The sequence below is a fragment of the Fibrobacter sp. UWS1 genome (genome assembly GCF_002300445.1).
Lineage (GTDB): Bacteria > Fibrobacterota > Fibrobacteria > Fibrobacterales > Fibrobacteraceae > Hallerella > Hallerella intestinalis.
The window spans coordinates 1,323,396-1,336,797 of sequence record NZ_NSGW01000001.1 but is presented as its reverse complement, the minus strand read 5'-3'; the positions used below and the strand labels follow the sequence as shown (position 1 = coordinate 1,336,797).

Sequence of the window (13,402 nt, the reverse complement as noted above, 5' to 3'; positions counted from 1 at the left end):
AACATCGCTTTGATTTTGCTTTTCGCTTCTTCAATTTTGAAATTTCAAAGCTCTTTTTTTAGCTAACAAAAACTAAATGACACAGTTTATTTGACAGAACCATTAATGAAAATGGAATTGATTTGTTCATTGATTTAGGTACATCGCAATTTAAAAGGACAATACCTTCAAATATTGATTTAATGATTTCTCATTCACATGCGGATCATATGGATGGAGGGATTGTTGGTGCTAATGCAGGAATAAACATGCTTTATGTTCCGGCTTATTTTCCTGAATATTCGGCAATTATTAATCGACTTTTAAGTAGACCGAACTTTCCTTTTCCCGGTAATGTCAAATTTGTATATGATGGCATGTCGTTATATTCAGGTTTGATTCAAATTATGAATCCTCCGTTAGATCCGTGGAATTATTGGCCAGACATTGAAGACGACGCATCTTCAATAGATAATTTTTTGCGAAGTATAGAAAATCCAATTAGGGGAAAGGATGTCTTTGTTAATTCAATTTATGACGATATTCGAAATGTAACTCGGGACCAAATATCTAAAGAAAATTCACTCCTTTTTATTGAACGAATGCTGGCTAGATTGGCTTGGTTGTATGTTAATGGAGGGAATAATTTAATATACGCAATCAATAGTTTTCGTAATTATGATGCAAATGTATTGTCAATTATTTTTTCATACAAGAGAGATGATGGAAAAGTTTTTTTGTTTACGGGAGACGCCAATAAAAAGCAATTTTACAGAATTATGCAAAACTCGACGAATGCATTAAAATGTAATTTATTGAAAGTCCCTCATCATGGAAGCAAAAAAAGCTCGCGAATTTTCACCGTCAATGCGACTGATATAGGTTGAATCGGGAAGAAAAAAAGTTCCCTAGGGCTAGCCCCTGGGGAACCTGGCCGAAACTTTTCTACCTTGCCGATTCTACCAAAAAAGGACATGGCGGTGAGTCTCAACCAAGCACAAAGATACGAAATACGAGCGCTCAATGCGGCAAAGATCCCCCCGAAAAACATAGCCTTGCAGCTGAAGGTCCACAAATCCACAATCTACAGGGAACTAAACAGGGGCGGCGGCCGCCAGCATTACGACCCGGTCAAGTCGCAGGAACGGGCAGACCTCCTTGCCGCGACAAGTCACCTGCATTACGACTACGACGAGGACGACTGGAAAATCGTGGACGGGAAAATCAAGGAAGACTACTCTCCCGAACAGGTGAACGGACGCGCGAAACTCGATGGGATGGGTGTCCCTAGCGTCGCCACGATATACAGGCATGTGAACAAGGACGAGGACCTGAAGAAGCACTTGCGGCACGGCAAGAAACCATACCGTAAGCGCGGGGAGAAGAAGGACAAGAGAGGCCAGATTGTAGGCCGCGTGCCCATCGAGGAACGTCCGGCAATCGTGGACGAGAAATCACGCGTAGGCGACATCGAGATAGACCTGATAAACAGCGCGGACCATGACGCGAACCTGCTCACGATCAACGACAGGATGACGAATTACAGCCTGATAAGGTATCTTCCGACGAAGAACGCGAAAGACCTGAAGAGAACGCTTGTGAGGGCGCTGAAGGACTTTGAGAAAACGTTCGAAGTCAAGATTCTCACAATCACTTCGGACAACGGGAAGGAGTTCGCCTGTCACGCAGAAATAGCGAAAGCTATGAAGGCGGATTACTACTTTGCGAACCCGTACCACTCCTGGGAGCGCGGTGCCAACGAGAACATGAACGGTCTAATACGCCAATATCTTCCCAAGAAGGAGTCGTTCAAGGGAATCTCTCCCCGGAAAGTTCGCTGGATACAGGATAAACTGAACAACAGGCCTCGAAAAAGGCTTGACTTTATGACCCCTTTAGAGTATATTTATACGCAAGTTAAACTACAAACCTAAGTCGCGTTAGCGACGAAAATCCGCCGCTTAAATAAGAAAATTTTGGGCGCAATGACACCTGATGCTGCCGTTATATCTCATAATAATGGCTTATTTGGTAGGGCGAAAGACCCTCATCCCAATACTCAAGTTTTAAACATCTTAAATGGTGCTAATGTAGCCATTTATCCTACAAATGATGTAGTAAAAAAAGGATCTCTTGTTATGTCAAAATATAGAGGACATATTCCAAGTTTTTCGAATGTTCAAATTATATAGTAGGCTTTTATGCCCCCCAAATCCTTCTCCAAAATCTTCTGGAAGCAGTATCTTCTGCTTGAAAAGGACTTCCTCGAAACGGATGAGTTCGTGACGATTGACAAGAACAACTTCAAGACGTTCTCCAGTCGTTACACTTATCTGCTGCTCAATATCTGTAGCGAGATAGATTCCATTGCCGAGGAATATTGCAAGGTTTTGGGGCGTAAGCCGAAGAACATTGTGGCGAAGGTCTGTGCGATTGTCACGAAGACTCCCCGCATAAAGAACGAGCGCGCTATTACGAAGTGTCCATACGAGGTGATAAAGCCTGCGCCGTTCCAGGCGTTCGACGACAAGGTGGCTGCGGAGTGGTGGCGCAATTACAACCTAGTCAAGCACGCGCGAGCGGAAGAACCGTCCGATAGCATTCCGAACAGCCAACTGGCGAATTTGAAAAGTGTCCTGTGGGCTCTCGCCGCCCTCTACATCCTCTGCCAGAATCTCTACAAACTCCTTGGCGAATCCGACCTGCAACTCGAACCGTCAAGGCTGTTTGAATCTTAAAAAATGCTGAAATTTGCAAAAAAAAAGAGAAAAACACTGGAAAGTGCGTTTTTTTGCTGTTATCTCTTGCTTAAATATAGCATATATGCTATATTTATTTCATGGAGTTCATTTTCTTTCCAGATCCGCAATCTTATAATCCCCAAAGAGGGGAGTTTAAGGATCAAGCTGGAGATGTCGGAAAGGAAATAAAGGATTTATCGAAGCACCATCGTGATTTGTATTTGCGTGTTAAAACTTTTTTAGAAGCCCTGCGAAAGGTCAACGACATATCGCCTTATTTACGAATTGAGCAGATTTACAAATTTCCAAAGGATCATGAGGGTCTCTACGAAATGCGAATTCCTAAACAGGCGCGAGGCGGCGTTTTTCGAATTTATTTTTGTATGTCTTTGTGTAAATTGAACACGCTTATTTTGCTATGCGCAGAACTGAAACATAAAACCAAGCCAATGAAGCTTGGAATAGCAATGGAAAATCTGAAACTCTACAAGGAACTTGTCGAACAAGGAGTCATGTCATGAAAAAGGATCAAGTTTTAGACTACATGGATTCGCTTGAAAAAGAAGACGAAAGCCTGGATTTGTATGTAAACATGTACGAGGCATTGTCTTCTTTCTTGACGGATTTTGAATTCATGAAGGACTCCTTGGGCATGACACAAAAAGATGTGGCTGACAAGATGGGAACAACACAGAGCGCCATATCCCGCATTGCATCGCTGAAGACGAATCCTTCTTACAAGCAGTTGCAGAAAATGGCGGAAGCTGTTGGCGGAGATTTGTACATCACTCCAATGAAGGACATGACTGTCCAAGTTCCATACGATTTGCAGAAAACTGTTCGAAAATTGGCCAAAGGTGAAAAAAAGACGACTAATGAATACCTTGATGAAGTGATTCGCGATGCCGTTGAATCAGAATATGAATCCTTCACAAAGATGTTTTCGAATAAGACGTGTGACAGCTTCTCCATTTATAAATGCGATTCTGTGACATGCTGTGGTGGCTCTGATTTGTCGACTTTGGATTTTGGAGAATTCGAACCAATATCACAGAACTCTGAAACGCAGAAAATAGCTGTATAGAATAAGGTGAAGTATGCAAGAAAAATTTCAAGAACTCATAAAACTTCTTCAGTTATTTGATATTAGATTCATGGATTCTCATGAATCCGTCTTGTGTTTGCCAGACAACATGACTTTAGGAAAAGAAATAGAAATTGAATCAGGACAGGCTTTTGCTAAAGAAGACCCTGTGGTTAATGAAGATTCGATACTTTTCCGTGTGAAGTATGTATTTAAGTTTTCTTGTGAAAAGAAAGAATATTTTAGGACAGAGTATGTCGTTATGTTTTCTTTCAAATCGGCCGATGTGCAAAAAGCAGCAGAGCTGTTGAAAATCGAAAAATTGAAGAAAATTTTTGTTGAAAAGCAACTGAGCAGAACCATTTGGACAATCCTGCGTGGGACGGTTATGGATGCCTTCAATCGGCATTCTTTGCCCCCTGTTCAATTGCCTTGGATTATTTAAAAAAAGAAAAAGGGCAGGCATAGCCTGCCTTTTGTGTAAAACAGGCCTTTTTGCCCCAAAATCGGCATTTTGCCTATTGCGCAGAAAAATAATGAATTTATTTTTACTGTATGGCGTTTAAGGAAGCCGATTTAGAGAAAGTGTTTATTGACCTCTTGCTTCAGGAGGGTTTTGAGTATATGCCGGGAAATGCGATTAATCGCGTTGAAGGCGAGGCTTTGATTGAACAGGATCTTTGTGATTACTTGCATCGTCGTTACGATTCCGAGGGCATTACCGAGAACGAGATCCGTTCGATTGTCTTGCAGTTGCGTTCGCTTTCGGCGAGTGCGCTCTACGAGAGTGAGTATTCCGGAGTGAATTACACCATGAAACCGGAGTAATGGAAACCGGCGTACCGGTCAAACGGAAACCGCGATTCCGGAGACAAGGAAACCTGTCTAATTTTGGCCTGCACAATTCCGTGCGAACAAAATAGACAGGAGGTCTAATGACCAAATACCGCGAAATCCTCAGGCTGCGAAGCCTGGGATTAAGCCAGAACGACATTGCGGCAAGCTGCCAGGTGTCAAAAAAGACCGTAAACAAGGTCCTGAAACTGGCCAACGAGTACAATCTCCGCTGGCCCCTGGAAGAACGTCTCACCGACAGGGAAATCGACAAGATCATACACCCGAACGGTAAAGAGACCAGGAAAATCACCGACAGGAAGTTGCCCGATTTCGACCACGTTAAGAACGAACTGCTGCGCAACGGCGTGAACAAGAAGCTCCTCTGGGCGGAATATCTTGAAGAATGCAGGCTCGAGAATACCAAGCCGCTGATGTACTCGCAGTTCTGCCACTACATCCTGCAGGACGAACGCGTCCGCAGGGCTACAATGCACATCAACCGCAAACCCGGCGAGCAGATCGAAGTCGACTGGGCCGGAGACCCCGCATACATCATCGACCCCGAAACGGGGGAACAGAAAAAGGCTTACGTGTTCGTAGGCGTTCTCAACTACAGCATGTATGCCTACGCGGAGGCCTTCCCGGACGAAAAACAGAAGTCATGGAACGACGCACACATCCACATGTTCGAGTTTTTCGGCGGAGTCTCGAAGATGCTCGTGCCCGACAACTGCAAGACCGCAGTGACGCACAACAGGAAATACGCGGACGAACTGAATTCGAGCTACCAGGAACTTGCCGAACATTACGGCACCGCGATCATTCCCGCCAGGGTTCGGGCCCCGAAGGACAAGGCCAGCGCAGAGGGGACCGTCGGCAACGTGTCCACATGGATCATCGCTGCGTTGAGGAACGAGGAGTTCTTCGGCATCGGGGAACTCAACCGTGCCATCCGCAGGAAGCTGGAGGAATACAACGAAAGGCCGTTCCAAAAGAAGGAGGGCAGCAGAAAAGGGTTGTTCGACCTGGAAGAAAGAACGTTCCTCTTGCCGCTGCCCCGGACACGCTACGAGAACGCCACATGGCGCAGTCTTACGGTCCAATTCAACTACCATGTCTGCGTCGAGGGCAACTTCTATTCGGTCCCGTTCGGCTTCATCGGCAAGAAGGTGGATGTCCGTGAAACCGATTCCATCGTCGAGATATTCGATGACGGGAACAGGATAGCGTCGCACGCAAAAATGCTCGGCTGCAAGGGAAAATATAGCACATTGGCCGTCCACATGCCGGAAAAGCACCAGAAGTTCCTTGAATGGGATGGCGACCGTTTCCGCAACTGGGCGCGCAAAATCGGCTACAGCACGCTGACGGTAATCGAACGCGTGCTGGCCAGCAAACCCATTGAACAGCAGACGTACAAGGCCTGCATGGCGATCCTGTCGCTGGCGAAGGACTACTCCGATGTCTCGCTGGAAGCCGCCTGCGAACGGATGATTTCTTTCGGGGTTACCCCGACTTTCAAGAGCGTCCAGAACCTGCTTGCGGCAAACGGCGACAGGACCAAGAAACCTGCGGAAAGGCCGCGGGGGATAACCCGTGGGGCCGAATACTACAGGAGGGACAATGACTAACGAAGCGACACGGAACAAACTCATCGAGATGCGCCTCAGCGCCATGGCGAACGCCTTCGATGCGCAACGGGACGATCCGAACATGTCAAGCATTTCGTTCGACGACCGTTTCGGCCTGCTTGTGGATATCGAATATTGCCAGCGCAAGAACAACGCCCTGCACCGGCTCGTGAAACGTGCCGGGCTTGAGCAGAAAGGAGCCAATATCAACGAAATCGACTACTCGTCGGGCAGGAAACTGAACCGGGATTTGATTGCCAGGCTCGCTTCCTGCGAGTTCGTTCGCGAAGGCCGCAACGTCTTCATCACCGGGGCCACGGGCAGCGGCAAGACCTTCATGGCCTGCGCTTTCGGTTACGAGGCGTGTCGCCAGTTCTACAGCACGAAATTCGTACGTTTGCCGGATTTGTTGATAGAACTGGAGATGGCCCGCGAAAACAGGACCTTCACGAAGTCGATGCTGAAGTACACGAAACCGGCGTTGCTGATTATCGACGAATGGCTGCTGCTGAAACCCAGCGAAAGCGAACAGAAGGCCATCTTCGAAATCCTGCATCGGCGTAGCGGGAAATCGTCCACGATTTTCTGCTCGCAGTACCCTTCCTCGGAATGGTACGAGCAGTTGGGCGGTCTTGCGAACCCGTTGACGGATTCCATACTTGACAGGATAATCCACAACGCCTATACGATAGACATCCGCAGTTCCGACCCGCACAAAGACATCTCCATGCGGGAAATCTACGGACTGGATAAAAAGTTAAGCCGCTAGAGCGGTTTCCTGTATTCCGGTCTGGCGGTTTCCGCCATTCCGGAATGCCGGTTTATTTTCGCCGGAATATTCAGAGAGCAACAAGAAGTTCTGTTCCTGGCTTTCGGACGGCTTTATGCTCAAGCGCGAGAACCCGAAGGACAAGGACATCCTCATCGAGCTTGCAGATTTTAGGCCGCTGGGTGAACAGAGAAAGTCGGGTTTCGGTGTCGATGATGATGAAGAGGCGATGCCGCTGGCGGCCGATGTGGCGGCGAAATACTGCGCCGACTGCAATATCGTCAAAATTGTAAACCAGTTTGAAATTGTCGGCTCCGAAAAGCGGATTCCCGATGCAATCCTTTTTGTGAATGGGCTCCCGCTTGTGGTATTCGAGTTCAAGAGCGCCGTGCGCGAAGAGGCGACGGTTTTCAACGCCTACGAGCAGTTGACGGTTCGGTACCGCCGCGATATCCCGCAGCTGTTTGTCTATAACGCCTTCTGCGTGATTAGCGATGGCGTGAACAACCGGGCGGGCAGTTTCTTTGCCAAGTACGATTATTTTTATGCGTGGCGACGCGTGGAATTTGGCGACAAGCGAATCGAGGCCGAGGGCATCGAGAGCCTTTACTCCATGATTCAGGGGATGTTCAATCGCAAACGCCTGTTGGATATTTTCAAGAACTTCCAGTATTTCCCGGACAGTAGCAAAAAAGAGCAGAAGGTTCTGTGCCGTTATCCGCAATATTATGCGGCGCGGTCTTTGTACGAAAACATTTGCAAGGCCCGCAAGCCTTATGGCGACGGCAGGGGCGGCACGTATTTTGGTGCGACGGGTTGCGGCAAGAGCTTTACGATGCTCTTCTTGACGCGGTTGCTCATGAAGTCGCTAGAATTCAAGACGCCGACGATTGTGCTGATTACCGACCGCACCGATTTGGACGATCAGCTTTCGGGGCTGTTTACGGCTTCCAAGAAGTATATCGGCGACGAGCGTGTTGAAAGTGTGGAGAGCCGTGCCGACCTGCGCGAAAAGTTGCAGGGCCGCAAGAGTGGCGGTGTGTTCCTCACGACCATCCAGAAGTTCAGCGAAGATATTGAGCTGCTGACCGCCCGCGATAATGTTGTCTGCATTTCGGACGAAGCACACCGCACGCAGACGAACCTGGACCAGAAAATTACCGTGACCGATAAGGGCGTCAAGACGAGTTTCGGTTTTGCGCGTTACTTGCACAATTCCCTGCCCAATGCGACTTACGTGGGCTTTACGGGAACGCCGATAGATGCGACGCTGGATGTATTCGGCCCCGAGGTCGATATTTACACCATGACCGAATCGGTGAAGGACGGCATTACGGTGCCCATCGTTTACGAGGGCCGTGCCGCCAAGGTGGTGTTGAACAATTCTGTTCTCGAAGAGATTGAGAAGTATTACGAAGAAGCTGCAGAATCGGGTGCCAACGAATACCAGATTGACCAGAGCAAGCAGGATGTGGCGCAGATGGGCGTGATTCTCGGCGACCCCGACCGGTTGAAGGCCGTGGCGAGGGATTTCGTGGCACATTACGAGGCCCGCGTCCAGGAAAAATCGACGGTTCGCGGCAAGGCGATGTTCGTTTGTTATAATCGCAAGATTGCGTATGCATTGTATAAGAATATTTTGGAACTGCGCCCGGAATGGGGCGTGGCGAAAATCTGCAACGATGCGGAATTTGCGGGCGAGGCGACCGAACTTACCGACAAGGAAAAGCGGGAACTGAAGCCGGTTGAAAAAATCAAAATGGTCATGACCCGCAGCAAGGACGACGAGAAGGATCTTTATGACTTGCTCGGCGACAAGGACGCCCGCAAGGAACTGGACCGCCTTTTCAAACAGGAACGCTCCAACTTCAAGGTTGCGATAGTCGTGGATATGTGGCTCACGGGTTTTGACGTTCCGTGCCTCGATGCCATTTATATTGACAAGCCGATACAGCAGCATTCCCTGATTCAGACGATTTCCCGCGTGAACAGGACATTTGCTGGCAAGGACAAGGGAATTGTCGTCGATTACATCGGCATCAAGCGCAAGATGAACTTGGCACTAAAGCAGTACGGAGCCGGTTCCGAGCAGAACGTGGAAGACATTACCGCCGCGATTACGGAGTTCCGCAATCATCTGGATTTGCTCGACAAACTGATGTACAAGTTCGATGCGTCGGCGTATTTTAAGAGCACGGGCGACGGTGCGGAGTTGAAAAAGCTGGAATGCCTCAAGCAGGCACAGGAATTCGTGCAGACCACGAAGGAAAAGGAAGCCCGCTTTATGGGCCTCGCGAAACGCCTGAAGGCCGCATACGACATTTGCGTCGGCAACGAGGGAATTACGCAGGCCGAGCACGACCGTGCGCATTTCTACTTCGCAATTCGCTCCATTTTGCATAAGCTCACCAAGGGCAATGCTCCCGATACCGCGCAGATGAACGCCCGCGTCCGCGAGATGATTGCTTCGGCGCTCCAGAGCGAAGGCGTGGAAGACGTTCTGCAGTTGAGCGATGCCGAAGCCGACCAGGCAAAACAGAACATCTTTGACGACGAATACTTGCAGCACATCAACCGCATCAAACTGCCGAATACCAAAATTAAGTTGCTGCAAATGCTCCTGCAAAAAGCCATCGGGCAAATCCGCAAGGTGAACAAGGTCAAGGGAGTCAACTTCACGCAGAAAATGCAACAGCTCGTGGAGCAGTACAACAATCGCACCGAGCAAGACATCTTGAAGAGCGAAGTCTACGAAGAAATGGCCGAAACCTTGACCGACATGATTGTCCAAGTCCGCAAGGCGTTTACCGAAGGCGAAGAAAAAGGCCTCAGCTTCGAAGAAACCGCGTTCTATGATATTCTAAAATCGCTCTGCGTCAAGTACCACTTTACCTATCCCGAAGACAAACTAATTGCACTCTCGAAACGCGTCAAGATTCTTGTTGACGAACAAGCCGCATACCCCGACTGGGACAAGCGCGACGACATTAAATCCGCACTGAAAGTGGACTTGATAATCCTTCTCGATGAATTCGGCTACCCGCCCGTCGAACGCGACGAAGTCTATGGGGAGATATTTGAACAGGCTGAGAATTTTAAGAAGAATTTGTAAATAAGATTGATGAGGAAATATGGAACAGAAAGAAAAAACGGGCTTTATTTATGTCCTTACCAATGAAAGTTTCCACAAGGCAAACTGGATAAAGATTGGATACGCTGAGGATGTCGACAAACGAGTCAAAGACCTTTCCGGCACATCTGTTCCTCTTCCTTATAAGGTGTATTGCACCTACGAGATTCCAAGAATAAATGGCGCAAAAGATCCTGATAAGTTAGTTCATAATCTCATTCAGTTGCTTAATCCCAGTTTAAGGATTTCTTCAAACAGGGAATTTTTTGAAATAGACCCTTGGGACGCCTATGATATGCTTTCTGCTATAGCCCAAATGCATGGCAGAAGTGATAAACTAAAGTTTTATGGTGTAAATGAACCTGATAAACCTGAACTCATCGATGAAGAATATTCTGTTGAATCTTTGTTTCCGCCAAAAATCGAGCTTTTCAAAAAAGTTTTGGAGCAGAAGAGGTGCGACAAGGATAAGGTCTATTCGCTACACGAACCCGAAGTAAAATGCATCGGCAAGGGCAAGGAACACAAGAAATACGAGTTCGGCAACAAGGTGTCAATCGCCCGGAGCTACAGCGGCATCATTGTCGGCGCGGTCTCGTTCCGGGACGAGTATGACGGCCATATGATAGACGATACGCTTGACCATGTTGAACAAATGCTTGGATTCAGGCCGAGCCGGGCAGCATGCGACCGAGGCTACCGCGGACAAAAGGAATCCGGAACGACAAAGATCGTGATACCCGACGTCCCGAAGAAAAACGCGACTTACTACCAGAAGAAAAAGGCTCACAAGCTTTTTTGCAAGAGGGCTGGCATCGAGCCTATCAACGGCCATCTGAAAAGCGATCACCGTATGGGCAGAAATTTCTACAAGGGAATCTTTGGAGATATGCTCAACGCAAAGCTTGCAGCAGCGGCGTTCAACTTCAAGAGGGCCATGAGGCGCTTTTTTGTCCTGTTGGAATGGCTATACTGTTTTTGCCTTCTGTGGAACGGAATGAACAAAAAATGCGAACGTCCTTATCTTGCGTTCGCAAAGTGACTTTTTAAGGGCTGACTAAATAGTCAAAATGGTTTCGCCGAAATGAAGCGAGAGAGTTTTTTTGGTGCGAATTCCGATTTTCAAAAATGTATTTCGATACAAGGGAAAATGAATGAAAGGAATTTTGACTTCTGGAATTTAAAATCCCGTTTCTAACGTGTAATCTGAAATGCGGATTAGCGTGTCGAGAATGGCTTCAAGTTCTTGGACGATTTCCGTTTTTTGAGAAGCGAGATTTTGTTTTTGGTGCGTGTCGCTTTCGGCAAAAAGACCATCGACATCGCCCGAATTGAGCGGATAGCGGGCAATCAAACGGTATCCTTTGAATCCGATGTCGGCGACTTTAGAGTAAGCTCCGAGGGAAAGCCCGCTGCCATATCCACGCAACAAGTTGTGCCCCATAAAAATGTTGGGGACAGCGATGCCGGCGAGTTCCAAAATCGTGGGGGCGATATCGATTTGCGCTGCGGTGGCCGTGTCTTGGGCAGGAACAATGCCATTTCCATGGATGATGAAGGGAATCCATGTCGCATTGGAAAAAGCGCTGCCGTTCATGGTGGAAACGTCGTTCTCTCCAAGGGGAAATCCATGGTCGGCCAAAATGACGAGGTATGTATTTTTATACCAAGGTTCGTTTTGTATGGATCGAATGAAGCGTGCCAGTTGCCTGTCTGTATAATTCATGGTGATTTGAATTCTTTCGGTCAAGGGCTTTTGTTTATCGGCATCGGACATTCCCGCTGCAAAATTAAACGGGTAATGATTTGAACGGCTCATGATTGTAGCGAGGAAAGGCTTTTCACGATGGGCTAGACTGTCGAGAATAAAGGATGCCGTGTAGTCAAAGAACGTGGAATCGTCTTCGCGGGAACGATCATAATGTTCCGCATTGTACCATTTTGCCATCCATACGCCTAGATTGTCCCAAGCAGGATCTGCTGCGGAAAAATAATGGGTCGCATAACCGGAATCGCTCAAGACAGAGGCGAAACTGGGAAGATTGACGTGGGCAAGGTCTGTTGCTTCGGCGAGTTGGGAATGGTGAGGAAGCCCCAAATGGGATGTGAGAACTCCTCCCGTTGTCGGTAAACCGCTTGTGTGCATCCGAAACCAGGCGCGGGAATAGGCGGCAAGGGAATCGAGAAATGGGGTCGGCGAGGGCTTTCCCGGATTGAGGTATCCCACATTCATGCCGCGGTGAGATTCCAAAAAGAATACGATGAAATTTGGTTTTTGATGGCGCTTTGCTTGTAGCTCTTCGTTGCTTGTAAGTGCTTCGCTTGGAATGCGATAAAGCGGCAATTTTTTTCCTGTTTCATTTTGCGGAAAAATCCACAGCGAATCTCCTTCCACTTGCTGCCATAAATTTTGGTAGGCGGAGCCGAGAATGGCCAGTTCGTTGGAGCTTAAACGGTCGATTCGTTTTGCGTCAAAAAGTTCATTGTAAACCAGAGAAACAACTGGCCGGAGCTTTGTCATGCGGGCGTTTCCCGTCCAAATCACATAGACAAAAAGGTAAGAAGCGACGTAGAAAATCGCCATCGCTATCAGGGGAATTTTCAACGATTTTCCCGCGAGAAATTTTTGAATTAGACGGAAGCATACATAGGTTGCGGGTAAAATCAACGCCAGCACAAAGAACTGCAAAAAGGGAACGGAATAATCGTTGGCAACGTAATCCCAGAACATGACGATGGAAGAAGTGTCCTTGTAAGTATCGACGAGACCAAAAGAAAGATGGCTTCCTAAAAAACGTTGAACTTCATGATCGAGAAGGGTGAACAGCAGGATGACGGAATGAAATAAGGCAAAGAGAATTGCCGAGATGTTGCCGTAAATGGGATAAGTTTTTTTTGAAATTTTCTGTTGGACGAAAGAAATTAAAGCGGTTAAAAGGCTAAAAGCGATAAGGGAATTGAAAATCCACAAAAAGTCTAGGCAAACAGCGTGGAAAATGTACCAGTCCGGTTTACTGACAAAGGCGAATCCGTAAGGATTGCTGCGGAATAGGAGAAGGCTTCGCAAAAAAATATGCGCAATCCAAAAAGCGAGAGCGATAAAAATCAATCGAGAGGGAATAAATTTTTTCATTGCCTAAAAATATAAAAGACGCGCTTTGAATGCAACAAAGGTGCTGTGAAAGAGGATTCACGGAATAGGAAATCATTTCATTCTTTGTCGCATTTCTG

Annotated in this window: 11 protein-coding genes and 3 pseudogenes; 13 read left to right on the top strand and 1 reads right to left on the bottom strand. The window is 47.5% G+C overall.

From position 1 onward, the window contains the following. Nucleotides 1–122 precede the first annotated feature (122 nt). From BGX14_RS05480 to BGX14_RS16030, 13 genes and pseudogenes are all read left to right on the top strand, one after another. Nucleotides 123–866 (top strand): hypothetical protein, encoded by a 744-nt coding sequence (locus tag BGX14_RS05480; protein WP_143394148.1) that lies wholly within the window; start codon nucleotides 123–125, stop codon nucleotides 864–866. Between the two features lie 87 nt (nucleotides 867–953). After that, nucleotides 954–1,913: an IS30 family transposase gene (locus BGX14_RS05475; RefSeq protein ID WP_095878741.1), complete on the top strand. Its 960-nt coding sequence runs from the start codon at nucleotides 954–956 to the stop codon at nucleotides 1,911–1,913. Between the two features lie 51 nt (nucleotides 1,914–1,964). After that, nucleotides 1,965–2,171 (top strand): hypothetical protein, encoded by a 207-nt coding sequence (locus tag BGX14_RS05470; RefSeq protein ID WP_095879306.1) that lies wholly within the window; start codon nucleotides 1,965–1,967, stop codon nucleotides 2,169–2,171. Nucleotides 2,172–2,180: 9 nt separating this feature from the next. Next, the gene (locus BGX14_RS05465; RefSeq protein ID WP_095879305.1) at nucleotides 2,181–2,717 is read left to right on the top strand and encodes a hypothetical protein; all 537 of its coding nucleotides are present in this window, start codon (nucleotides 2,181–2,183) and stop codon (nucleotides 2,715–2,717) included. A gap of 101 nt (nucleotides 2,718–2,818) precedes the next feature. Continuing rightward, complete coding sequence (locus BGX14_RS05460; RefSeq protein WP_095879304.1) at nucleotides 2,819–3,241, top strand: hypothetical protein; 423 nt, start codon at nucleotides 2,819–2,821, stop codon at nucleotides 3,239–3,241. Beyond that, the gene (locus tag BGX14_RS05455) at nucleotides 3,238–3,804 is read left to right on the top strand and encodes a helix-turn-helix domain-containing protein (RefSeq protein WP_095879303.1); all 567 of its coding nucleotides are present in this window, start codon (nucleotides 3,238–3,240) and stop codon (nucleotides 3,802–3,804) included. The genes BGX14_RS05460 and BGX14_RS05455 overlap by 4 nt, the downstream gene beginning before the upstream one ends. 13 nt (nucleotides 3,805–3,817) lie before the next feature. After that, nucleotides 3,818–4,249 (top strand): hypothetical protein, encoded by a 432-nt coding sequence (locus BGX14_RS05450; RefSeq protein ID WP_143394147.1) that lies wholly within the window; start codon nucleotides 3,818–3,820, stop codon nucleotides 4,247–4,249. A gap of 110 nt (nucleotides 4,250–4,359) precedes the next feature. Next, nucleotides 4,360–4,632: a hypothetical protein gene (locus BGX14_RS05445; RefSeq protein ID WP_095879301.1), complete on the top strand. Its 273-nt coding sequence runs from the start codon at nucleotides 4,360–4,362 to the stop codon at nucleotides 4,630–4,632. A gap of 107 nt (nucleotides 4,633–4,739) precedes the next feature. Further along, nucleotides 4,740–6,272, top strand: a complete 1,533-nt coding sequence (gene istA / locus BGX14_RS05440) for an IS21 family transposase (RefSeq protein WP_095879300.1) — start codon at nucleotides 4,740–4,742, stop codon at nucleotides 6,270–6,272. Continuing rightward, on the top strand, nucleotides 6,265–7,041 hold the full coding sequence (gene istB / locus BGX14_RS05435; protein WP_095879299.1) for an IS21-like element helper ATPase IstB: 777 nt from the start codon (nucleotides 6,265–6,267) through the stop codon (nucleotides 7,039–7,041). The genes istA and istB overlap by 8 nt, the downstream gene beginning before the upstream one ends. A gap of 73 nt (nucleotides 7,042–7,114) precedes the next feature. After that, nucleotides 7,115–10,153, top strand: a pseudogene (locus BGX14_RS05430) (type I restriction endonuclease subunit R); the annotation flags it as partial. A 19-nt stretch (nucleotides 10,154–10,172) separates the two neighbouring features. Further along, nucleotides 10,173–10,463, top strand: a pseudogene (locus BGX14_RS16035) (GIY-YIG nuclease family protein); the annotation flags it as partial. Nucleotides 10,464–10,580: 117 nt separating this feature from the next. Further along, a pseudogene (locus BGX14_RS16030) lies at nucleotides 10,581–11,213 on the top strand (transposase); the annotation flags it as partial. 138 nt (nucleotides 11,214–11,351) lie between these two features. Here BGX14_RS16030 and BGX14_RS05420 read toward each other — a convergent pair. Beyond that, nucleotides 11,352–13,304: an LTA synthase family protein gene (locus BGX14_RS05420; RefSeq protein WP_095879297.1), complete on the bottom strand. Its 1,953-nt coding sequence runs from the start codon at nucleotides 13,302–13,304 to the stop codon at nucleotides 11,352–11,354. Nucleotides 13,305–13,402: the final 98 nt, after the last annotated feature.